This is a genomic window from Bacillus sp. ISL-75, assembly GCF_018613095.1.
Map to the genome: position 1 here is coordinate 185,373 of NZ_JAGGQX010000019.1, position 23,511 is coordinate 208,883.

A 23,511-nucleotide genomic window follows, 5' to 3' on the forward strand; every position below is an offset into this window, starting at 1 on the left:
TCTTAATGATCTTTTGCTGAGCTAATGCCATACCCAGTGTTTGATTTAAACAATACTTCTGCGAATTTATTTTGGTCTTCTTTTGCTTTAGACAACATTGTACCTATATAGGCACCTATAAAGCCTAGAGGCACGGTGAAAATGGTCGGGTTGCTCATTGTGAAAATAGGGTCTCCTGTGAAAATACCCATTCCAGGTTGGGGATTCCATATATTCGGACTAAGCAAAACTAAAACTAGAGAGCTGATTAACCCAAACAGCATGCCGGTGATCGCTCCGCTTGCATTAAATCGTTTCCAGTAAATTGTGCAAAGAATAACCGGCAAGTTGGCGCTTGCTGCAATACCTAATGCAAGTACAGAAAGGAAAGCAACATTCAGTGACTGTGCGAACAAGGCTAGCACGATTGAAATAGCCGCAACACTAATTGCCGAGATACGTGCTACAAGAACTTGCTGCTTTTCAGTCATTTTTCCGTCTTTAATAATTTCTCCATAAATGTCATGTGCAAAGGCAGATGCTGACGTTAAAACAAGGCCGGATACTACCGCTAAAATAGTGGCAAATGCGACAGCTGAGACGAATGCAAACAAGAATTCACCGCCTACGGTTAATGCGAGAAGCGGCGCGGCCATGTTTCCAGCAGGGTTAGCCTCAACAATGCGTTCAAAACCGACGAATGAAGCAGCACCGAACCCTAGGAAAATCGTCATAATAAAAAATACGCCAATAAACCATGTTGAATATACAACAGATTTTCGTGCCGTCGCCGCATCCTTTACAGTAAAGAAGCGGACAAGTAAATGCGGAAGTCCTGCTGCGCCGAGGACAAGTGACATATTAAATGAAATCATATCAAGTCCATTCGTGTATTTATTACCTGGATTTAAAAAGTCATTACCAAGGGGTGTTGCTGTCTTAACATGGTGGAACATTTCTGAGATGTTAAAGTTATATCGGGAAAATACAATAAACGTCAAAACGGAAGAACCGCCCAGCAAAAGCGCGGCTTTCGTTATTTGCACCCAGCTTGTCGCCCGCATCCCACCGAAAATAACATAAATTGTCATTAATACACCAACGAGAAGAACGGAAAGACCGTAATCGATCCCGAGAAGAAGTTTAATCAATCCACCCGCACCAACAAGTTGAGCAATCATATAAAAAATAGAAATGACAAGAGTGTTCGCTGCAGCGATCCCACGTACCTTTTTGGACTTAAACCGAGCAGAAATCATATCGGCTAACGTGTATTTTCCAAGATTACGAAGCGGCTCCGAAACAAAGTATAATAAGACAAGGAACGCGACAAGATTGCCAATGCTCATATAAAATCCATCGAAACCAATCAGAGCGATAGCCCCTGTAATACCGAGAAAAGAAGCGGCAGACATAAAGTCACCAGCTACAGCCAATCCATTTTGCCATGCAGTCAACCCGCCGCCAGCTGTATAAAAATCGCTAGCGTTTTTCGTTTTCTTAGAAGAATAATAGGTTATTGTAAGCGTTAACAAGATAATGCCTAAAAAAAGTATAAGAGATAATGTACTCATCAGCCAAGCTCCTTCCGGTATTTAGTTAAAATATTTTGGGCCATTTTGTCATACTTCTCTGATTTCTTAAGGTAGACAATACCACCGATCCAAACCACAACGAACTGAAGAAGTGCATAAACCCATGCCCATGTTATACCGAGAAAAGCTTCTCCTTTTAATACATATGTATAAGCAGCTAACACAGGCAGAACAAAATAAAACGTAAGGAAGAAAGTGGTGACAGGGATAATAAATGCTTTTTTCTTTTGAAGTAAAACCTTAAAATCTTCGGTTTCAACCAATTGATAATAGGGCTTCTTTTCGACATGTTCTTCGGTTAAGTAGCTTTTTTTTACTGGTGATTCCATAATAACCCCTCCTTGAATAAAACGATTTTAAAACGGTGTTGATAAAAAGTGATATATGTCACTCTCGTTTTAAAGCTATCATAATTAGAATATTAAGTAAATTAAAATATTTAATAAAATTTTATATTTTCTATTAAAATTCAAAGTTAACACTATTGACAACGTGGAAATGTCGTATTAATCTGAAAAAGTATATTACTAGATTTTTTATTTTCGTTTTAATTCCGTTATGTGATTTCGGGAACAATGAAAAGCAAATGAGGGGGACTGAAACAATGTACAATCCAGAAATTGAAACTGCTACCCGTGTTGAAATGGAAAGTTTGCAGCTGGCACGTCTTCAAAAAACGGTTAGAGATGTATTTGAGAATGTACCATTTTACAAAGAGAAATTTGATGAACTGGGTATTACGCCAGAAGATATTCAACAGCTAAGCGATGTGACAAAGCTTCCATTTACCAAAAAACAGAATTTTCGTGAGCAATACCCATTCGGTCTATTTGCAGTTCCCATGGATGAGGTTGTCCGCGTTCATGGATCGTCTGGAACGAGTGGAAAGCCGACAATTGTAGGATATACAAAAAATGATATTGAAAACTGGTCCGTAATGGTTGCCCGTGCAATTGTCACTGCAGGTGGCCGGAAATCTGATATTTTTCATAACGCCTATGGCTATGGATTGTTTACAGGCGGACTTGGTCTTCATTACGGAGCAGAAAAGCTAGGAGCTGCAACATTACCAATTTCAGGGGGAAACACAGATCGGCAAATTACACTTATTAATGATTTGAAACCGAGGGGTATTTGCGGAACGCCATCTTATATTCTAAATATGGCTGAAAAGATGGAAGAAATGGGGATAGACCCTGCTGATAATGGAATTGAATATGGTATTTTTGGCGCTGAGCCTTGGTCGGAAGAAATGAGAGCGACACTTGAAAAGAAACTAAAATTGAAAGCGGTTGATATTTACGGCCTAAGTGAAGTTATGGGACCGGGTGTTGCGATAGAATGTCATGAAGCACAGGATGGACTTCATATCGCAGATGATCATTTCCTGATTGAAGTGATTAATCCAGATACACTCGAACCGGTAGCAGATGGAGAAGTTGGAGAACTGGTTTTTACTAGCTTAACGAAGGAAGCCCTACCAATAATTCGTTATCGAACTGGGGATCTTGCCGCTATTACCCGAGAAAAATGTAAATGTGGACGTACGACAACGAGAATGTCCAGGGTAAAAGGCAGAACAGATGACATGCTCATTGTCAGAGGTGTAAACGTTTTCCCTTCTGAAATTGAACGGGCATTGTTGCAAGTGAAGGGACTCGTTCCTCATTATCAGATTCACCTTGTTAAGAAAGGTGCAATGGACAGTGTTGAATTACATGTTGAAATTGAAAGCGATTTCTATACTGGAATTGATGGAGACTTAACACATGCCAATGTTCAGAAATTGAAGAAGACGGTCCAGCACCATATGAAAAACACATGTCTAGTGACGATGGATATCGTTGTCAACATTCCAAAAGGCATCCCGCGTTCTGAAGGAAAGGCCATTCGTATTGTTGATAAGCGAAAAAGTGCTATGATCAGCGTATAATGAATCTGTCATTATCCCAGCAGGGAATGATGCATGCTGTTCCTTCATTTTCGTCAAGAAGAACAAATGCCATTCCCTTGTCATTGTAATCAAAAATTTCTGGTGAAGCTGCACCGTGCCCACAATCGATTAAAGTGGAGTCGTCACGGTTCAAAGTATCGTTGAAATAAAGGAGAGTATCGCCCATTCTTTTATTTTAAAAAAATGACGCAATATTCTTGCTTTTTATATAACAATAAAATATAATTACGTTAAATAAACGTTATATTGTTTTTGAGAAAAGGGGGATTTGAAATGAGCGTTCTTTTAAATGAAATAACAGAACAGGAAAAGCTGGAGCAATTTATAGCTAGGATCGAAGCTGGAGATAAAATTGAAGCAGATGATTGGATGCCAGATGAATATCGGAATACATTAATCAAATTAATTTCCATGCATGGTATGAGCGAAATAATGGGAGCACTTCCTGAAAAGGAATGGGTACCGAAAGCTCCTACTTTGCATAGAAAACTTGGGATTATGGCGAAGGTACAAGACGAAATGGGACACGGACAATTATTGCTTCGTGTGGCGGAAGATTTATTGAAACCATATGGAAAAAAGCGGGACGATCTGATGCAGGATCTTTTTACTGGGGATTTAAAGTTCCATAATGTTTTCCATATGGAAGCTAAATCATGGGGAGATGCAGGGCTGATTGGCTGGTTAGTTGACGGAGCGGCCATTATCACCCAAACGGATATGCTTGGTGCATCTTACGGTCCATATGCCCGTGCCTTACACAGAATTTGTGCAGAAGAGGTTTTCCACGCTCAACACGGAGAAGCCATTATTATGGCTTTAGCTGAAGGGACAGAAGAACAGAGACAAATGGTGCAAGATGCCCTTAATTATTGGTGGGAATCTTTGCTGCTTTTCTTCGGACCGCCAAGCAAGAATGAAATGGGTGCTTCAAAACAAGATGTTACCTTAAAGTATAGAATCAGAACGGGCACGAATGAAGGACTTCGTCAATCTTTCTTTAGCAAGTATATTAAGCGGATACATTCACTTGGTTTTACCATTCCGGATGAAACGCTGCGATTTGATGAAGAAACAGGAAAATGGATTTATAAACAGCCTGACTGGAATAAATTGAAGAAGATTGCTAGAAATGAAGGACCTCGTTCACAAGAGCGCTTGAATCTTAGAAGAATTTCTTACAAAAATAACCAGTGGGTACGTGAAGCATTGTCACCAAAGACTGTCTAAGGGAGGGGAAGGAACATGGAAACTAGGCAAGAATCATATTTTGAAGAGTTTGAAGTATTTAGCCGCAAGACCCCAACTGCACCAGTACAATATCATTTTAGCTTGCTCGCACCAAATGAGGATATTGCGATCCTGATGGCACAGGAAAACTTTATGCGACGTGAAGCAGTGGATGATATCTGGGTTGTGAAACGTCAGAATATACGTAAAATGACTTCGGAAGAAAAGAAAACGCTTCAACGTTTAGATAATAAAGAATACCGCACAACAAAAGGGTATGGCTATTTAAAGAAAAAATGGCGGAAATATGAACAAGAAATGCTTGATGAGAAGGAAATTTTATCTTGGGCAGGAGGCGTAAAAAATGGCAAATAATTCATCAGTAGAGAATACGGCAATTAAAGAGTTGCTATTTCAACTAGCAGACGATGATTTTATCCATTCCTATCGTGGATCTGAATGGCTGGGTCTCGCTCCTCACATTGAAGAAGACGTAGCAACTTCCTCCATCACCCAAGATACAATGGGTCATGCGGCCATATTCTATCAATTGTTAGAAGAACTCGGTGAAGGGAATGCAAATCAGCTAGCCCATGACCGTCCAGCGAATGCAAGGCGTAATGCGATTATCTTGGAACTCGCTAATGGACCTGGCTATTATATGGAAGAACCGGATTATGATTGGGCTTTTGCAGTTGTACGAAATTATTTTTATACCCAAGCTAAAATGATTAAGATTCAATCACTACATTCAAGTTCATATGAGCCGCTGGCTGAAGTTGCCGCAAAGGTGCAAATGGAACTTTACTATCATTTAATGCACTGGAAAACATGGTTCGTTCAACTTTTAGGTTCAGGTCATGAAGAAGCTGTTTCCCGAATGAAAGCAGCTATTGAAAAAACGTTGCAAGATTTTCAAGGTGTTTTCTCTCTTGGAGAACATCGAAATAAAATCGTGCAACAAGGTTTAATTGAAAGCGAAGCGGTTTTACTGAATAAGTGGAATCAGGCCGTTGCACCTGTATTGAAAAGTGTTGGGCTCCAAGGACCCATTGAAGTAGGAATGGCTCAAGGAGATGGACGAAATGGGAAGCACACAGAGGATTTAGAGAAGGCACTCGAAACTTTAAGTGAAGTATACGCTAGTAATAAAGCAGCTACCTGGTAATACAAGAGGAAAAGGGGGAGGGGGACTATGTCTACCGTGTTATTAACATCAGAAGAAATATATAAACTACTGGAAAACGTAAAAGATCCTGAAATTAATACAGTCAGCATTCTAGATTTAGGAATGGTGGAGAATGTGGAGATATCAGGATCAGATGTTTCAGTAAAAATACTGCCTACCTTTCTAGGGTGTCCAGCTTTGTCTATCATTCAAAAAAATGTTGAAACAGCCGTTAAACAGCTGCCAAGCGTTGAAGGAGTGAGCGTAGAATTCCTACGTTCCCCATCCTGGACATCTGACCGGATTACGGAAAAGGGGAAAGCGGGACTAAAGGTATTCGGAATCTCCCCTCCCCCTCGACAAATGAAAGAAGATGGATCGTGGCATATAGATTGTCCGTATTGTGAATCCACGTATGTCACGATGGAAAACATATTCGGACCAACAGCGTGCCGCAGCATTTTATATTGCAAATCATGTAAAAACCCATTTGAAGCAATGAAACCAATGATTAAATTTATGTAAAATACGGAGGAAATAAAATGGTAAAGTTAATTGCTCTATATAAGCAGCCGGAAAATAAAGAAGAATTTGATGAACATTATTTCAGTGTTCACGGTCCTATCACAGAAAAAATCCCAGGTCTTCAAAAAATGGTCGTTACGAAAATAGTCGGAACACCAATGGGGAAAGACTCTGAATATCACATTCTATGCGAAATGTATTATGAAAATCATGAAGCACTTCAACAAGGTATGCGTTCCCCTGAAGGAAAAGCATCAGGAAAAGACTTGATGGGTTTTGCTGGGAAACTCGTAACCATGATGATCGGTGAGGAAGTATAAAATGAACGAGTTTCAATTTATTGAGACATCAATTGGGGATGGGATAGGCTTTATCACTTTGAACCGACCGAAACAATTGAATGCGCTGAACCGGACGATGGTCGGTGAAATTGTTTCTGCAGCAGAAGAATTCGACCGTGATACCCAAGTGAAAGTAATCTTATTATCCGGTCATGGAAAAGCATTTTCTGCTGGAGCGGATATTGATGAGATGGCCAATGACAATCCTGTTAGATTGGAATTGTTGAATCAATTTGCTGATTGGGACCGGTTAAGTTTCGTTAAAAAGCCTATCATTGGTGCAGTCAAAAGCTTTGTATTCGGCGGTGGCTTTGAGCTTGCCTTATCATGTGACTTACTTATAGCTGCTGGAGATACACTGTTTTCCTTTCCAGAAGTAACACTTGGAGTTATGCCTGGAGCAGGAGGGACACAAAGACTGACGAAGCTAGTGGGTAAAACAAAGGCACTTGAATGGATCTTGACCGCCGAAAGAATCAATGCAGAAACAGCCTTAAAATATGGCATTATTAATAAAATTGTCGCACCTGAATTATTGATGGAGGAAGCAATTGGCTTTGCAAGAAAGATTGCGGCACAGCCGCCTTTAGCAGTCAGAATAATCAAAGACTCTGTTAATAAGGCAGTGGATTACTCCTTATATGAAGGAATGCAATATGAAAGAAAGAATTTCTACTTGCTCTTTGCTTCTGAAGATCAAAAGGAAGGCATGGAAGCGTTTGTAGAAAAAAGAAAGCCTAATTTTACAGGCAGATAAGGAGTTATGCTATGTACGAAACAATTACTTTTCGGATTGAAAACGGGGTAGCTTGGCTCAGTCTAAACCGACCTGATAAACTGAATGCTTTTACATCACAAATGAATAAAGAAATCCAAAAGGTAATTAAACACTCGTCAAAGTCTCATGAGGTGCGTGCGATTGTCATTACCGGAGAAGGAAGGGCCTTTTGTTCCGGTCAAGACTTAGCAGATGTGGATGACAGCATGAATTTAGGGCAAATGCTCCGTGACGATTACGGTCCGATGATGAAGGAAATCGTCAGTTGTGAAAAACCAATTATTGCAGCAGTAAACGGTGTGGCTGCAGGGGCAGGCTTCAGTCTGGCATTAGCCTGCGATTTCCGTCTTATCTCTGAGAAAGCAAGCTTTCTAAATGCCTTTGTCAATATTGGGTTAATTCCTGATTCGGGTAATCTGTATTTCCTTTCACGAATTGTGGGTCATGCAAAGGCATTAGAGCTATCTGTATTGGGAGAAAAAGTACCTGCTGCTGAGGCAGAAAAAATGGGTCTTGCTACAAAAGTAATCGGAGTAGAGGACTGGAACGAACAAGTGACAGCCTTTGCAGAAAATATTGCCAGCAGACCAACGAAAGCAATCGGCTTAATCAAAAGATATTTAGAAGCCTCCTACCATATTTCTTTTGAAGAATATTTGAAAGAAGAAGCGGAAGGACAACGAATTGCCGGCTTAACGAAAGATTATGTTGAAGGGGTAACGGCATTTACAGAGAAACGCAAAGCTCAATTTATTGGTGAGTAACATAAAAAAGGGAGTGGGATGAAATGGTAAAAGTACAAGAAGCAGCAACTTTTGAAAAAGTAGAAATGAAGCGTGATTATTACCATCTAGTTATTAATGGTGAAAGAGTGGAAAGTTCTAATGGAGCCACTATTGATGCTTACAATCCTGCCACTGGTGAAATCATTGCCAGGGTTGCAAAAGCTACACAAGAAGATGCTGAAAGAGCAGTACAAGCAGCTCTTGGGGCTTTCGAAAACGGGAAATGGAAAAAATCACCTGTTAATAAACGCTCTCGAATTTTAAATAAAATTGCGTCAATTATGCGTTCCCGTTTTAATGAATTAGTCGAATTAGAAGTCTTAAATAGTGGTAAATCCATTTCAGCGGCACAAGGTCAAGTTATGCAAGCTGTTGAAGTTTTTGAATTTTATGCAGGTGCCATTGTAGGACATAGTGGCTCCGTAAATAATATGGCAGGTCAATTCCATAACTATACAGAGAAAGAACCTGTAGGTGTATGTGCACAAATTATTCCTTGGAACTACCCATTGATGATGGCGGCGTGGAAGATTGCACCTGCAATCTCGGTTGGATGTTCTGTCATTGTGAAACCAGCTTCATTAACTCCGTTAACTGCCATTGTTTTAGGGGAAATTTGTATTGAAGCAGGAGTTCCTGCGGGAGTTGTTAATATTATTCCTGGTTCTGGTTCTGACGTTGGAAATTATCTTGTTGAACATCCGAATGTAAATAAAGTCGCTTTCACAGGTTCTACACCAATTGGTAGAGATATCATGGGCAAGGCTTCTAAAACATTAAAGCGTGTAACATTGGAGCTTGGCGGGAAATCTCCGAATATCGTGTTCGAGGATGCTGATATTGAAGCGGCTATAGATGGGTCACTATTCGGTATTTTCTATAATACAGGACAATCTTGTGAGGCGAGATCTCGCTTATACGTGCACGAGGATATCTATGATGAATTTGTTACTAGATTCGTAGAAAAAACGAAAAAGCTTAAATTAGGAAATCCATTAGATAAAGAAACACATGTTGGATCAGTTATCGATCAAGGTCAATTAGATGTTGTTGATAGTTATGTTCAATCAGCTATTGCAGATGGAGCTGAAATCTTAGTGGGTGGAAAGCCGGCTGTAGTTGAAGGATTCGAAGGCGGTTATTGGTATGAGCCGACGGTCATTGGTAATGTAAATCACAATATGAAAGTAGTGAAAGAAGAAATCTTTGGACCAGTTGTTGTAATCATGAAGTTCAAAGATGAAAAAGAGGCAATTAGACTAGCAAATGACACAGAGTTTGGTCTTGGTTCTGCTCTTTGGACAAAAGATGGTGCCCGTGCAACTCGTGTCGGTAACCAAATCCAAGCAGGGATTGTCATGGTAAACTGCCCATTCTCAGCTTTCCCAGGAACACCTTTCGGCGGTTATAAACAATCAGGGTTCGGAAGGGAGCTTTGTATTGAGACATTAGATCTTTATACTGAAACAAAAAGTTTTATTTCCTATTATGGAAGCCGCCCATTAAATCCTTTCGGCATTTAATAAGGTGAAACTTCTATCAGGGGCCTGCTGTTGATGGATATTAAACCGAGATACAAAATAGTGAATAAAGGCTGGCTGAAACATATTTCAGAAAAATCATTCGGGTATAGCTGGATGCTAATCTGATTCTATCGCAGCCAGCCTCTATTATGTGGAAGGAGAAAGTTAGATGATTACAAACATAGTAGTCGTAGGCTCTGGAGTAATGGGCAGAGGGATCGCCTATGTAGGAGCGACCGGAGGATTTGACATAACATTAGTAGATGTGAATCCATCTGCTTTAGACAGCGCGAAAAAAGAGATTGATATTATTTTTGAAAAAGGTGTACGTTACGGAAAAATCACTTCTGAAGAAGCGGATGCAGGAAAAAGTCGATTATTATATTCTTCCAATTTAAAAGAAGCTGCTATTAAAGCTGATTTAATTATAGAGGCCGTTCCAGAGCGTGCAGAAGTTAAAAAAGCTGTTTTTGAAAAAATAGAAGAACATGCACAGGATCACTGCTATTTTGCTACTAATACTTCCACTATGAGCCCGACAGAAATTGGCTCTTATGGAAAGCGTCCTGAAAAAACGATTGCGATGCATTTCTTCAATCCTGTACAGAAAATGCCGCTAGTCGAAATTGTACGCGGCCTCGAAACGAGTGATGAAACAGCAGCAGTCATAAAACAGGTTGCTGAGAAGATGGGGAAAGAGACAGTGGTCATAAACGAATTTCCTGGTTTTGTAACAAGCCGGATCAGCTGCCTGGTTGGGAATGAAGCATTCTATATGCTTCAAGAAGGGTTAGGAACACCTGAAGAAATTGATAAAGCAATCAAGCTAGGATTGAATTTTCCGATGGGCCCATTTGAGCTGGGGGATTTAGTAGGACTAGATGCCCGTTTAAATAATTTAAAATATTTACATGAAAAACTTGGTGAAAAATACCGTCCAGCGCCACTTCTTGAACAGTATGTAAAAGCGGGAAGGCTGGGCCGCAAGTCTGGTAAAGGTGTGTACGACTATACAAAAATTGAAGAGCTGGTGGGAAAATGAGGGACGTTGTCATTGTTGATGCGGTAAGAACACCTATCGGGAAGTATAAAGGAGCATTAAAAAGTGTACGTCCAGATGATCTCGGAGCAATTGTCATTAAAGCGCTGACAGAGCGGAATCCAGGGCTGCCGCCAGAACAAATTGAAGATGTCATCTTCGGAAATGCGAATCAGGCAGGAGAGGATAACCGAGATGTAGCGAGAATGTCCGCACTTTTAGCTGGTCTTCCAGTCAACGTTGGTGGAACTACTATTAATCGTTTGTGCGGATCAGGACTTGATGCGGTTATGTATGCTGCACGATCTATAGCTGTAGGGGAAGGCGATATTTACATCGCAGGGGGAACGGAAAGTATGACAAGAGCACCATATGTCATGGCAAAACCTGAGAGTGACTTCCCTCGGGGATCGATGGAGCTTCAGGATACAACGATTGGATGGCGATTTACGAATAAAAAGCTAGAAGAGATGTATGGAGCAGATTCCATGCCTCAGACAGCTGAAAATGTGGCGCAACGCTGCTCAATTTCACGGGAAGATCAGGATCAGTTTGCACTTCAAAGCCAACAGCGGGCAAAAAAAGCAATGGAATCCAATCGTTTTGCGGAAGAAATTGTACCCGTTCGTTTTCATGATCGGAAAGGAAACGAGGTTGTCTTCGATCAAGACGAGCATCCACGTCCAGATACAACGATTGAAAAACTTGCTAAACTGCGCCCGATTTTTGAAGGCGGCACAGTAACAGCTGGTAATGCATCCGGAGTAAATGACGGTGCATCCGCTTTGTTATTAATGAGTGCGGATAAAGCAAAGGAACTTGGTTTGAAGCCCCTTGCAAAATATGTGGTTGGAGCGGTTGCTGGTCTTGAGCCTGCGGTTATGGGCCTTGGTCCAATTTATGCAACGAGAAAAGCGCTTGATCGGGCAAACTTATCGGTAAACGATATCGGTCTTGTAGAACTAAATGAAGCTTTTGCCTCACAGTCGCTGGAATGCATACGCCAGCTTGAGTTTGATCAGGAAAAGGTCAATGTAAACGGCGGTGCTATTGCGTTTGGACATCCACTTGGTGCAAGCGGAGCCCGTATTTTGACGACGCTTTTATATGAAATGAAAAAACAAAATGTTCAATATGGACTGGCGACAATGTGTGTAGGAGTCGGTCAGGGGATAGCAGCGATTATTGAAAATATAGAGTAGGAACTACAGAGTCTGTCTCGAATACGAGAGGGCTCTATTTTAAAAAGGAGAGGGAATTTTTTATGGGAAATGTATTATATGAAGTGAAAGGTCATATCGGATATGTAACAGTAAACCGACCGGACGTATTGAATTGTTTTAACTATGATACACTTCGTGAACTGCAGGAGGCTGTTGATTCCATTCATGTAAATCCTGAGGTACGCGTTGTTATTTTTACAGGATCCGGCCAAAAAGCATTCAGTGCCGGTGCTGATTTGAAAGAAAGAAAAACCTTAAATGAGTCAGAGGTAAGAAGAAATGTAAAAGCGATTCGTGATGTGTTTAATAGTATTGCCAGCTTGCCGCAGCCGACAATCGCAGCGGTTAATGGTTACGCGCTGGGCGGAGGATTTGAGTGGCTACTGTCGTGTGACTTTGCGATTGCGGCACAAGGTGTATCCATGGGGTTGACCGAAACGAGCTGGGCAATCATTCCGGGTGCAGGCGGAACACAGCGCCTTCCACGACTGATTGGTGAAATGAAGGCCAAAGAATTAATTTTAACGGCGAAAAAAATCTCAGCTGAGGAGGCGCTCGACCTTGGTATTGTATTAAAAGTGGTGCCGCGTGATGTGCTTTCTGAAGAGTGTAAACAATTTGCGGCAAACATGATGAAAAACGGGCCTGTTGCATTAAAACAGGCGAAATATGCGATTACTCAGGGAATGAACACAGATATACAGACGGGGCTTGCAATTGAAGCGAAAGCGTATGAACTGACGATTCCAACAGAAGACCGAATCGAGGCGCTCGATGCATTTAGTGAGCGGAGAATACCTCAATTTTCAGGGAGATGATATTGACGTTTATGATATAATAGAAAAAAACGTCTCGTTCAAAATTTGTAAGGGACAGGGAAAAAGAAAGAGTGAAGAGGTTATGGGTGCAAACACACAATCGATGATTTTCACCATTTATGGAGATTATTTACGTCACTATGGAAATAAAATTTGGATTGGCAGCTTGGTTCGTTTATTGAAAGAGTTTGGGCATAATGAACAGGGCGTTCGTGTCGCTGTTTCGCGAATGGTGAAGCAAGGGTGGATTCAGTCAGAAAAGCAGGGAAACAAAAGTTTTTACTTTTTGACTGAACGAGGTGTTTCCCGGATGGATGAGGCCGCCAACCGAATTTTTAAACTGAACCCGCATGAATGGGACAGAAAATGGCGTATTTTAATGTATTCGATTCCGGAAGAAAAACGGCAGATTCGTGATGAGCTTCGACAGGAACTATTGTGGAGTGGATTTGGCAGTTTCTCTAATGCCTGCTGGATTTCACCGAATAACCTTGAAAAAGAAGTGAATCTTTTAATCGAAAAGTATGATATTAGTGAATACGTTGATTTCTTCGTCTCGGACTATAAAGGGCCAAAAGATAGTCAATCCCTTGTGGAAAAAAGCTGGCCGCTTGAGGAAATCGAGAATAAGTATGAGGAGTTTATCTCAAAGTACAGTAAGCAATTCATTGTACATCAAAGTGTGCTAAGCAAAGGAGAAATGTCCGACTCAGAGTGCTTTGTAGAGAGAACAAATCTTGTTCATGAATACAGAAAATTTCTGTTCATTGATCCAGGTCTGCCAAAGGAACTTTTACCGCCAATGTGGAGTGGTAATCATGCGGCGCTGCTGTTTAGTCAGTATTATCAACTTTTAGCGGAACCAGCTAGCAGGTTTTTTGAAAATGTCTTTGAAGCGGATAATGATTTGCGCAGAAAGGATCATTCCTATGACGCGAAAAATCATCCTTTAATTATTCATTCAAAAAAATAAAAGCTGCCCCAAAAGTCTTTAATGGAAGACTTTCGAGGCAGCTTTTTTTGTTCCGCAGCTCCGTGTTGTCTAGCTTCAGCGCCAAGGGGCTTATTGAATGGGATGATCATTTCTTTCGCTCCTTTTAAAAAATCAGAATTGTTTTTCTATTGATTATAGTATAACATGAAATTAATAGGGGGTTGAAAAAATGAAATATATTTGCGGGCTTTTTTCTATTCAATATCCAATCATTCAGGGGGGAATGGGGAATATAAGCAATGCTCAACTTACGGCTGCTGTATCTGAAGCTGGAGGTCTTGGTACGATAGGATGTGGAACGATGACCCTTGAGCAGGTCGAAGCCATTATTCTTGAAACGAAAGATAAAACGAATAACAGTTTTGCATTGAATATACCAATTAATGTTAGTCCTTATACAAAAGAAATGATTCAACTTGTGTTTAAGCATGAAATACCAATTGTTTCATTATCGGCTGGCAATCCTGCTCCTTTTATTCCACTCCTGCATGAAAAAGGCATAAAAGTAATTGCGGTTGTCGCGTCGGTCAAACAAGCTCAAAAGGCAGAGGCTGCAGGAGCAGATGTATTGGTGGCAGAAGGGTTTGAAGCAGCCGGTATTAATTCAAGTATGGAATTAACCACATTTACGCTCATTCCACAAATAAGCCGCCATGTCACAATCCCGGTTGTGGCAGCGGGTGGAATTGGAAATGGTCAAGGTCTGGCAGCGGCTTTGATGCTCGGAGCAGCTGGCGTACAGTTAGGTACCCGCTTGATAGCAACGAAAGAAGCACCATTTCATTCAACCTATAAGCAAAGGCTTCTTGATGCTGGGGATAACGAAACCGTTATTTTAGGCCGGTCAGTCGGACAAGTAAGACGCGTTTTAAAAGCACCATATGCTGATAGCATTATCGAATCGGAACGAAGTGGAGTGGCTTCAGAACAATACCTCGAAATGACATCAGAGGACCATCACATTGCTGGTGCGATCCAGGGAGATGCTGAGAATGGTTTCATGAATAGCGGGCAGGTGGCCGGACTCATTGAACATATTCCAACCGTGAAAGAACTGCTCGATAGAATGATGATTGATGCTAAAAAACAAATGGAAGATCGATTAAGCAGCTTTACTGTGATGTTATAATTACATTCTAATTGTTTTACGAACCTGGATAATGGAGCCTATAGGCGATCCAAATTATGGGTGGAGCAGTCTCGGTAGCCCACAACAAAACAAGCACACGTTATTGTCGTGTGCTTGTTTGAATTTCTTATACTATCGAGGAATTTGTAGAAACCTTCCAAGGCTCTTATTCATTCTCTTTAAAAAATCTGGCTAATCCATTAAACAAACCAGAAGCGGCATTTTCTTGGAATCCACTTGATTTTATCGTCATTTCTTCTTCCGGGTTACTTAGATAGCCAAGTTCTATTAAAACGGCTTTTTGACTATTCTCACGGATCACATGGAAATCGCCAAAACGCACCCCACGGTTATTCAATTTTGTTTGTCCAATAGTTGATGTTAAAATGGATTCAGCCAGGGCTTTTTGATAGGAATGATAATAAAAGCCAGTCATTCCTCGAATACTGCGATCTAAATTACTATCGTAATGAAGGCTGATAAAAGCATCCGCCTTGTAATTACTTGCCATATTCACTCGAGCAGCGAGTTGTAAGTAAGAATCATTTTTTCTCGTTACGTAGACATTGGCTCCTGCGGCTATTAATTTATTAGATAAAAGCTGGGATGTCCTAAGTGTAAGCTCTTTTTCATATGTTCCGCTCGCTCCAGTAGCCCCTTTATCCACTCCGCCATGTCCTGGGTCCAGAACAATGGTTTTATTTTTAAGATATAATTCGGCTCCGGGCTTTTCAATCTGTTGTTTCGTTCCGTTAATGGAAACAAGCCAGCCAGCTACATACCCTGTTTTTCCGTTCTTCAGCTTAATCTCATACCAGTCATTAATTACCCTTTTAACGGGATAATTACTGCCCTTATTTGCACGCTCGAGGACACCTGACTGCACATTTGGTTCTATTCGGATATTTGTCCCGTTATGTATTATCGTAATGATACTTTCCTTCACAGCTTGTCCAGATTGGGATTTCACTGTTTTTTTATCAAGATACCATCCCGCAACCCATCCGAAACTACCAGTCTTGTATTCTATTTTTGCCCAGTTATTCTTCTCTTCTACTATCTTATAACTTAAACCATAGGTTACAGTCCCAATGAGGTTTGAATTTAATGAGGCCGCTGAGCGAACACTAAGACTATTCGCTGTTACGGTTCCGGTGACGGTACTGGTAGTCTTTTCGTTTTGAGTCGTGCCATTTTGAGCACTTGATGATTGGCTGTCAATAAACTCAGTACTGACCCATCCCCTTACATTAGAAAAGCCAACCTCTAACCAATTCTTTTGTTTAGAATAAATGGTTACGCTTGTCCCACCTGTTAATTTCCCAATAACGGGACTCGATGTGGAGGGTTCACGTCTTATGTTTAATGTATCACCATTGACGATCCCTGTATTATTTTTCGAAGCAGTACTTTCTGGTTTACTTTCTTGTTGGAAATCGTTATCTTTTGTGACTAGCCAATTAACTAACCAGCCAGTTTTACCAAATGACAATTGAATTTGAATCCAATCCCCTTGCTCCTTTACAATCTGATACTTCTCGCCCCGATTGGCTATTTTTACAAGGGGATAACTCAAGCCTGGGCCGCCGCGGACATTGACTAAATCGGAGGAAATAGTAATGGAACCTGTCGCTGCTACACTTTTCCCTTGAGGCAGGAAGGCTCCAAAAACAAGAATAATAGATAATAGCAATAAACTATACTTCTTGACCATAACACCCTCCTTTTCTATTAATTCAATTTTAACGTATTAAAAGCTGAAAATCATTCCTAAATTGCTAATATTGTCCAATAAATTGAGAAATACTTATTGATTATGCAAGTTTTTCACGAAGAGTGGAAATAATATCAGTATTGAAGAAAGGGCAGAGGTGATTAAGAATGAGAGCGAGTGAAAAGGGAATGAATATCCAGTCAATGGATGGACGACTTTTCGGCGTTGATTTTCATGATTTTATTCAAAAGGAACAGCAGGCTACCTCGTTTGAACTGGCATCAGAATTTGGATTAACGATCGGTGATGTCAGAAAGTTAAAAAAACATTTAGAAAGATCATAAAACACTATTGACATTACCATCGATGCTCCGTAATATTAATAAAATAAAATGACATATTGCGACATAACCAATGATGGAGCATAGTAATTAAGCACAGTCATGAAAAGAGAGGAAATGCCCTAGGCTGAAAGCATTTCTACATGGAACTTAATGAAGGAACACTCCGTAGGCTTCTCTCTGAAAAAGGATCAACTCTAGTAGGAGAAGAACGTAGCAGGCGTTAACTGTTAAAGAGGAAGTGCATGAAGTCTATGCCTTCAACTAGGGTGGCACCGCGGGATTATTATAACTCTCGTCCCTTGTATTCGTACAAGGGATGGGAGTTTTTTGTTGTTTAAAAGAAAAGCGGAAGCGTCCGTTTAGCGAAGTTCATTAGACGCTGGACTCTCCTTTAGAAAAGCTAACGGTTTTCTTTCGTGCGAGGTATCGCTTTCGAAGCTTACTCTAATGGAACTAAACACAATACTTACATAACTGATTAAATGAGGAGGTTTTCCACTATGTCAATAAGCATTCCACGGGGAACGCAAGACATTTTACCCGGAGAGGTTGAAAAGTGGCAGCTGATTGAAGCAAAAGCGAGAGAACTTTGTGAGAAATACCAATACAAGGAGATTCGCACCCCAATTTTTGAACATACCGATCTTTTTTCAAGAGGCGTTGGCGATAGCACCGATATTGTTCAAAAGGAAATGTACACATTTGAAGACAGGGGCAAGAGGAGTCTCACGCTTAGACCAGAAGGAACTGCTGCGGTAGTTCGCTCCTATGTTGAGAAAAAAATGTTTGGGCTGCCTAATCAGCCTGTAAAGCTTTATTATATGGGGCCAATGTTTAGATATGAACGCCCACAAGCAGGACGGTTTCGTCAGTTTGTTCAGTTTGGAATTGAAGCCTTAGGCAGTAATGACCCTGCCATCGATGCAGAAGTCATTTCGCTCGCGATGAACTTGTATAAAGAAATGGGCTTAAAAAAGCTGAAGCTGATTATTAATAGTTTGGGTGATAAGGAAAGTCGGAACGCCCACCGCGATGCGTTAGTCAATCATTTTAAACCAAGAATCGGCGAGTTTTGTCATGATTGTCAAAATCGTCTCGAAAAAAATCCGCTCCGAATTTTGGATTGTAAAGTGGACCGTGAGCATGAATTAATGAAAACAGCGCCATCGATTCTTGAGTTTTTGAATGATTTTTCAAAGAATTATTTTGAAAAATTACAGCGCTATTTAACCCAGCTTGATATTCCCTTTGAAGTGGATGCCAACTTAGTGCGCGGGTTGGATTATTATAACCACACAGCATTCGAAATTATGAGTAATGCGGAAGGCTTTGGTGCAATTACCACGCTTTGTGGAGGCGGCCGTTATAACGGATTAGCAGAAGAAATTGGCGGTCCTGAAACGCCTGGAATAGGCTTTGCCTTAAGTATCGAACGTTTTATTGCTGCTCTTAATGCAGAAGGAATCGAGCTTGCGATTAACGAAAGCATTGATTGCTATCTGGCTGCACTAGGGGAAGAAGCTAAGGATTACACGGTCGGACTGTTGCAGCAGCTGCGCAGGGCAGGCTTTTCAGCAGAAAGAGATTATATAAATCGAAAAATTAAAGCTCAATTTAAAGCAGCCGATCGTCTAAAAGCAAAATTTGTGGCGGTTCTTGGCGATGAGGAGCTTAAAAATAATAAAATTAATGTGAAAAATATGGCGACTGGTGAGCAAGTAGAAATCGATTTAGCAACTTTTATTAAACAATTCCAAGAGTTGCAGGAATAAGGGGAGGATATTTTATGTTTGGCAGATCATATTTTTGTGGGGAATTACCTGAATCAGCAGTTGGTGAAAAAGTAACCTTGAAAGGCTGGGTCCAAAAAAGACGCGACCTAGGTGGATTAATTTTTATCGACCTTCGCGACCGTTCAGGTGTTGTTCAAGTAGTGTTTAACCCTGATTTATCTAAAGAAGCGTTGCAAATTGCTGAAAAGATCCGTAACGAATTTGTTTTGGATATTGTGGGTACTGTGGTAGCCCGCGATGAGGCAACCTTCAATGAGAATTTGAAAACAGGTAAAATTGAAGTGCAAGCGGAAAAAGTAACGATCATTAATGAAGCGAAAACACCGCCATTTATGATTTCTGACAAAACCGATGCTTCAGAGGATGTTCGGTTAAAATACCGGTACCTAGACTTCCGCCGTCCGGTGATTTTTGAAACCTTAAAAATGCGTCACCAAGTAACAAAGCAAATCAGGGATTTCCTGGACGGTGAAGGCTTTTTAGATATTGAAACACCTATTTTGACAAAAAGTACACCTGAGGGTGCACGTGATTATTTAGTTCCAAGCCGTGTTCATCCAGGAGAATTCTATGCGTTACCACAATCACCACAACTTTTTAAGCAGTTACTTATGGTGGGTGGAATTGAACGCTATTATCAAATTGCACGCTGTTTCCGTGATGAGGACTTACGTGCCGACCGTCAGCCGGAATTCACACAAATCGATATCGAAACCAGCTTTTTAAGCCAAGAAGATATCATGGGTATGATGGAAAAAATGATGACGAAGTTAATGAAAGAAGTAAAAGGAGTAGACGTACCTGCTGCCTTCCCACGGATGACTTATGACGAAGCAATGAGCCGGTTTGGATCGGATAAACCTGATACTCGTTTTGGGCTAGAGCTTGTCGATCTTTCAGAAATCGTCAAGGACTCAGGCTTTAAAGTGTTTGCTTCTGCAGTGGCAAATGGCGGGCAAGTTAAAGCGATCAATGTAAAAGGTGCATCTGAGAAATACTCTCGTAAAGACATTGATGCCTTAACAGACTTCGTTGCTGTGTATGGCGCGAAGGGGCTTGCTTGGCTTAAAGTGGACGCAGATGGACTTAAGGGTCCGATTGCAAAATTCTTCTCTGAAGAAGACACAAAGGCACTTACGAGTACGCTTGAAGCTTCAGCAGGTGATTTGCTCCTGTTTGTTGCTGATAAGAAGAAGGTTGTCGCCGATGCTTTAGGTGCACTTCGACAAAAGCTAGCTAGAGATTTAGATTTAATTGATCCAAGTTTGTTCAATTTCTTATGGGTAACAGACTGGCCGCTTCTTGAGTATGATGAAGAGGATGGTCGTTATTACGCTGCCCATCATCCGTTTACCATGCCGTTTAGGGAAGATCTAGAGTATTTAGATTCAGATCCTTCAAAAGTACGTGCCCAAGCGTATGATATTGTCTTAAACGGGTATGAACTAGGCGGAGGGTCACTCCGGATTTTTGAACGTGATATCCAAGAAAAGATGTTCAGCGTACTTGGGTTTACACCTGAAGAAGCAAAGGAACAATTTGGTTTCTTGTTAAATGCGTTTGAATATGGAACCCCTCCACACGGTGGTATCGCGCTCGGTCTTGATAGATTTGTCATGCTTCTTGCTGGCAGTACGAATTTAAGGGACACGATTGCTTTTCCAAAAACCGCAAGTGCAAGCTGCTTGTTAACGAACGCACCTGGTGAAGTTTCTGAGGCGCAATTAAAGGAATTAAATTTGTCACTAAATGTAAAAAAATAGCAGGAAATCGCTTTCATGAATACTTGAATACCGATTTTTAATATGCTATTATAAAAGCATCAAAGAAGAGTCCTGAAATGTACGTTGCGTTGCCTGAAGTTTTGACCGAACATTATTTATACGGGAGTCTAGAGTTTCCTGATTGCGTAAATGCCTCACCCTACTACGGGTAAGGGGACTTACAATTTCGGGAACAGGACACCCACCTGCTGAGGGCGGGATCAAAACTAAGGAATTAAGAGTGACGGCATAATTGGGACTCTTTTCTATGCTTAAAATCAACCTCCTGAACGTTGCGGGAGGTTTTATTTTGCTTTCCAACTTTATTATTCCTATCAAGATACTTGTTTTTAATGGAGTGTATGATATATTTTTAATCGGGAAAAAGAAACTTAACGAATTTAATAAATGGGAGTGAACATAATGCTGCATCAATTTTCACGTAATGAACTTGCCATCGGCAAAGAAGGCCTTGATATTATGAAAAATAGCACGGTTGCTGTTTTAGGTATCGGCGGGGTAGGTTCCTTTGCTGCTGAAGCTCTGGCCCGTTCTGGCGTTGGCCGGTTAATTTTAATAGATAAAGATGATGTTGATATTACCAACATCAACCGACAGCTGATTGCTTTGCTTTCCACTGTTGGTCGACCAAAAGTAGAGATTATGGAAGAGCGGATCAAAGATATCAATCCAGATTGTGAAGTCATTTCATTAAAAATGTTTTATACAGAAGAGACGTATGAACAGATTTTTAGCCATAATTTGGATTTTGTTGTCGATGCTTCTGACACGATTGTCTATAAAATTCATTTAATGAAGGAATGCTTGAAGAGAAATATCCCAATTATTTCAAGTATGGGAGCAGCCAATAAAATGGACCCAACCCGTTTTAAGATTGCTGATATTTCGAAAACTCATACGGATCCGATCGCAAAAGTCATCCGCACGAAGCTGCGCAAGGAAAGAATCCATAAAGGGATCCCGGTTGTTTTTTCCGATGAAAGCCCGATAGTTATTCGTGAGGATATTAAAAAAGAAGTCGGCAATGAAAATGCACCTATCCGCAAAGCACAGATGCCTCCAGCGTCCAATGCCTTTGTTCCATCTGCTGCAGGTCTGATCATGGCAAGCTATGTGGTAAGACAATTATTAAGCAGCATAAAAATCCAACGAGTATCTGATGAGAAATAAGCGTTGAAGTGGGGCCCTAAACTTTTATTGGTTTAGGGTTATTTTTTTACGTAGTAAGGTTCAACGCTAACTTAAACTTGGAATAAAGGGAAAAAGCAACGTAGGAAGGGTCTACGTGACCGGAATCATTAAAAGAAGGATGAGATGGTAACGTAGGAGGGTTCTACGTGACCGGAACTGTTCAAAATAGGATGAGAGGGTAACGTAGGAAGGGTCTACGTGACCGGAACTGTTAAAAGAAGGATGGGAGGGTAACGTAGGAAGGGTCTACGTGACCGGAACCGTGAAAAGAAGGATGGGAGGGTAACGTAGAAGGGTTCTACGTGATCGATTCCGAGAAAAAAAGGGTGTTAGGGTAACGTAGGAACCGTCTACGTGACCGGAACCGTAAAAAGAACGATGGGATGGTAACATCTTAAGTTTTATGTGACTGTAAAAATGAAGAGCAAAAGGAAATGGTCACTTAGGATCCACTAAGTGACCAAACTTATTAATAAAGGAAGGAAAGGGTATTTATGATAAATGTTTTTCTCAATTTAAGATACAATCCACTATTCATTCATAATAGAACCATCGACCATACCCTATTGCTTTATAATTTTCCATTAGTACCCTTCTAATCGTCTTTTTAGACTTTACTACGTGACACCACTCATAAACCAAAACAGTAGTAATTTTTATATCTGGGAAAAGGAACTTTAGTTCCACGACATTACGTAGTACTGCTGATTCAACCGTTTCTACATACCCACATTTTTTACACTTAACAATAATATTATCCTCACCAGAAATCATCAATGAGTCGCACTTTTTACAAGACATACCTTTCTTAAGTTTTCGATATTCATAAGTAGGTAATCGGGTTGCATAGGGTGATTCGTTCGAATGTAAAGATATTAATCGGTCCGCTAACTTATTGTGTCTGTCATTTAGTTTTGACGGTGTCCCATCAAACTTTTTCATAAAACAATCAATCTGAGTTGGATAAATAATCGGCTGGTTAAGAGGCGCTTGATATAAGGTAAACTCGGGGTTAATAAAAATGATGGTTGGTTCAACGGGTATATTATAGCCAAGATTTTGAAGCAACTGGAGGAGTAATAATTTACTGCGTCTTATCTGGTCTAATGGATTAGTTATAATTGTCCCGGATATTTTATGGAACCCTTCAGTGTCGTAATAATAATCTCCGGAGTAGTTTTTTACCTCAAATGGATAAATCCTATCTTGAGCAATGATTAAAGTATCAATTTGAAACACAGTGTCGTTAATCTCAAGGCACAAGTCGTTTATTACTAACATATCACCTTGAAGCTTTTCGGTTAACAGATCAAACATCAATTCACCTTGGTATCCTTTTTCAAGCTTAAAAAAGTACTTCTTTTCTGTTGGAGATAAATTACTCCGTATGTTTAAAGATCTCATAATTTTTAATTCCTTCGACTCACAACGAGACTTTAATGCCATAGTCCACTCCCTCTCATTTTAATAGAACCTAATCTTATTTTACAAAAAAGAGGGTACGTTTAGGGGAAAGTATATGAATATTTTGTTAAAATTTGCCGAAATCATTTTTGGTGATAACCTTAATATGAGGTAAATACTTCTGCAATAAGATAAACTAG

Annotated in this window: 23 protein-coding genes, 1 other RNA gene and 1 other annotated feature; of the genes, 19 read left to right on the forward strand and 5 right to left on the reverse strand. The window is 40.5% G+C overall.

Annotated elements, in window-relative coordinates; all coding sequences use genetic code 11:
• Positions 1 to 2: 2 nt before the first annotated feature.
• Both J7E63_RS09130 and J7E63_RS09135 read right to left on the reverse strand, forming a co-directional pair.
• Positions 3 to 1,553 (reverse strand): solute symporter family protein, encoded by a 1,551-nt coding sequence (locus tag J7E63_RS09130; RefSeq protein WP_215011253.1) that lies wholly within the window; start codon positions 1,551 to 1,553, stop codon positions 3 to 5.
• A complete protein-coding gene (locus tag J7E63_RS09135) occupies positions 1,553 to 1,903 on the reverse strand; it encodes a DUF485 domain-containing protein (RefSeq protein WP_215011255.1) in 351 nt (116 codons plus the stop codon). The genes J7E63_RS09130 and J7E63_RS09135 overlap by 1 nt, the downstream gene beginning before the upstream one ends.
• 275 nt (positions 1,904 to 2,178) lie before the next feature.
• On the opposite strand from J7E63_RS09135, the gene J7E63_RS09140 reads away from it, so the two are divergent.
• From J7E63_RS09140 to paaX, 13 genes are all read left to right on the forward strand, one after another.
• Positions 2,179 to 3,507 (forward strand): phenylacetate--CoA ligase family protein, encoded by a 1,329-nt coding sequence (locus tag J7E63_RS09140; RefSeq protein WP_215011257.1) that lies wholly within the window; start codon positions 2,179 to 2,181, stop codon positions 3,505 to 3,507.
• A 294-nt stretch (positions 3,508 to 3,801) separates the two neighbouring features.
• On the forward strand, positions 3,802 to 4,758 hold the full coding sequence (gene paaA, locus J7E63_RS09145; RefSeq protein WP_215011259.1) for a 1,2-phenylacetyl-CoA epoxidase subunit PaaA: 957 nt from the start codon (positions 3,802 to 3,804) through the stop codon (positions 4,756 to 4,758).
• A 15-nt stretch (positions 4,759 to 4,773) separates the two neighbouring features.
• Positions 4,774 to 5,133, forward strand: coding sequence for a 1,2-phenylacetyl-CoA epoxidase subunit PaaB (gene paaB / locus J7E63_RS09150; RefSeq protein WP_088089105.1), 360 nt, complete (start codon positions 4,774 to 4,776; stop codon positions 5,131 to 5,133).
• Entirely contained in the window at positions 5,123 to 5,926 is an 804-nt protein-coding gene (gene paaC, locus J7E63_RS09155) for a 1,2-phenylacetyl-CoA epoxidase subunit PaaC (protein ID WP_215011261.1), read from the forward strand. The genes paaB and paaC overlap by 11 nt, the downstream gene beginning before the upstream one ends.
• A 27-nt stretch (positions 5,927 to 5,953) precedes the next feature.
• Complete coding sequence (paaD, locus tag J7E63_RS09160; protein WP_215011263.1) at positions 5,954 to 6,451, forward strand: 1,2-phenylacetyl-CoA epoxidase subunit PaaD; 498 nt, start codon at positions 5,954 to 5,956, stop codon at positions 6,449 to 6,451.
• Positions 6,452 to 6,468: 17 nt separating this feature from the next.
• A complete protein-coding gene (locus tag J7E63_RS09165; protein ID WP_215000730.1) occupies positions 6,469 to 6,771 on the forward strand; it encodes an EthD family reductase in 303 nt (100 codons plus the stop codon).
• A gap of 1 nt (position 6,772) precedes the next feature.
• Positions 6,773 to 7,549, forward strand: coding sequence for an enoyl-CoA hydratase/isomerase family protein (locus J7E63_RS09170; RefSeq protein WP_215011265.1), 777 nt, complete (start codon positions 6,773 to 6,775; stop codon positions 7,547 to 7,549).
• An 11-nt stretch (positions 7,550 to 7,560) separates the two neighbouring features.
• On the forward strand, positions 7,561 to 8,334 hold the full coding sequence (locus J7E63_RS09175; RefSeq protein ID WP_215011266.1) for an enoyl-CoA hydratase-related protein: 774 nt from the start codon (positions 7,561 to 7,563) through the stop codon (positions 8,332 to 8,334).
• A 23-nt stretch (positions 8,335 to 8,357) separates the two neighbouring features.
• Positions 8,358 to 9,878, forward strand: a complete 1,521-nt coding sequence (locus J7E63_RS09180; protein ID WP_215011268.1) for an aldehyde dehydrogenase family protein — start codon at positions 8,358 to 8,360, stop codon at positions 9,876 to 9,878.
• A gap of 169 nt (positions 9,879 to 10,047) precedes the next feature.
• On the forward strand, positions 10,048 to 10,920 hold the full coding sequence (locus tag J7E63_RS09185; protein WP_215011270.1) for a 3-hydroxyacyl-CoA dehydrogenase: 873 nt from the start codon (positions 10,048 to 10,050) through the stop codon (positions 10,918 to 10,920).
• Positions 10,917 to 12,119 (forward strand): thiolase family protein, encoded by a 1,203-nt coding sequence (locus J7E63_RS09190; protein ID WP_215011272.1) that lies wholly within the window; start codon positions 10,917 to 10,919, stop codon positions 12,117 to 12,119. Before J7E63_RS09185 ends, J7E63_RS09190 begins: the two co-directional genes overlap by 4 nt.
• A gap of 62 nt (positions 12,120 to 12,181) precedes the next feature.
• Positions 12,182 to 12,958, forward strand: a complete 777-nt coding sequence (locus J7E63_RS09195) for an enoyl-CoA hydratase-related protein (RefSeq protein ID WP_215011274.1) — start codon at positions 12,182 to 12,184, stop codon at positions 12,956 to 12,958.
• An 82-nt stretch (positions 12,959 to 13,040) separates the two neighbouring features.
• Positions 13,041 to 13,931 (forward strand): phenylacetic acid degradation operon negative regulatory protein PaaX, encoded by an 891-nt coding sequence (paaX, locus tag J7E63_RS09200; RefSeq protein WP_215011276.1) that lies wholly within the window; start codon positions 13,041 to 13,043, stop codon positions 13,929 to 13,931.
• Here the strand turns inward: paaX and J7E63_RS30075 are convergent.
• Positions 13,916 to 14,041 (reverse strand): hypothetical protein, encoded by a 126-nt coding sequence (locus J7E63_RS30075; protein ID WP_285289921.1) that lies wholly within the window; start codon positions 14,039 to 14,041, stop codon positions 13,916 to 13,918. The two genes, paaX and J7E63_RS30075, sit on opposite strands and share 16 nt — an antisense overlap.
• Positions 14,042 to 14,121: 80 nt before the next feature.
• On the opposite strand from J7E63_RS30075, the gene J7E63_RS09205 reads away from it, so the two are divergent.
• A complete protein-coding gene (locus J7E63_RS09205; protein ID WP_215011278.1) occupies positions 14,122 to 15,081 on the forward strand; it encodes an NAD(P)H-dependent flavin oxidoreductase in 960 nt (319 codons plus the stop codon).
• A gap of 166 nt (positions 15,082 to 15,247) precedes the next feature.
• Here J7E63_RS09205 and J7E63_RS09210 read toward each other — a convergent pair whose 3' ends face one another.
• The gene (locus J7E63_RS09210; RefSeq protein ID WP_215011280.1) at positions 15,248 to 16,795 is read right to left on the reverse strand and encodes an N-acetylmuramoyl-L-alanine amidase family protein; all 1,548 of its coding nucleotides are present in this window, start codon (positions 16,793 to 16,795) and stop codon (positions 15,248 to 15,250) included.
• 167 nt (positions 16,796 to 16,962) lie between these two features.
• Here J7E63_RS09210 and J7E63_RS09215 point away from each other — a divergent pair, with 167 nt between their 5' ends.
• From J7E63_RS09215 to J7E63_RS09235, 5 genes are all read left to right on the forward strand, one after another.
• The gene (locus J7E63_RS09215) at positions 16,963 to 17,139 is read left to right on the forward strand and encodes a hypothetical protein (RefSeq protein WP_215011282.1); all 177 of its coding nucleotides are present in this window, start codon (positions 16,963 to 16,965) and stop codon (positions 17,137 to 17,139) included.
• Between the two features lie 61 nt (positions 17,140 to 17,200).
• Positions 17,201 to 17,442: a binding site (T-box leader), on the forward strand.
• A gap of 197 nt (positions 17,443 to 17,639) precedes the next feature.
• Complete coding sequence (gene hisS / locus J7E63_RS09220) at positions 17,640 to 18,911, forward strand: histidine--tRNA ligase (protein ID WP_215011284.1); 1,272 nt, start codon at positions 17,640 to 17,642, stop codon at positions 18,909 to 18,911.
• A gap of 14 nt (positions 18,912 to 18,925) precedes the next feature.
• On the forward strand, positions 18,926 to 20,695 hold the full coding sequence (gene aspS, locus J7E63_RS09225; protein ID WP_215011286.1) for an aspartate--tRNA ligase: 1,770 nt from the start codon (positions 18,926 to 18,928) through the stop codon (positions 20,693 to 20,695).
• A gap of 66 nt (positions 20,696 to 20,761) precedes the next feature.
• A non-coding RNA gene (ssrS, locus tag J7E63_RS09230) (6S RNA) lies at positions 20,762 to 20,959 on the forward strand.
• A 159-nt stretch (positions 20,960 to 21,118) separates the two neighbouring features.
• On the forward strand, positions 21,119 to 21,886 hold the full coding sequence (locus J7E63_RS09235) for a tRNA threonylcarbamoyladenosine dehydratase (protein ID WP_215000702.1): 768 nt from the start codon (positions 21,119 to 21,121) through the stop codon (positions 21,884 to 21,886).
• A 555-nt stretch (positions 21,887 to 22,441) separates the two neighbouring features.
• On the opposite strand, the gene J7E63_RS09240 is transcribed toward J7E63_RS09235, so the two are convergent.
• Positions 22,442 to 23,353, reverse strand: a complete 912-nt coding sequence (locus tag J7E63_RS09240) for a nuclease-related domain-containing protein (RefSeq protein ID WP_215011287.1) — start codon at positions 23,351 to 23,353, stop codon at positions 22,442 to 22,444.
• Positions 23,354 to 23,511 lie beyond the last annotated feature (158 nt).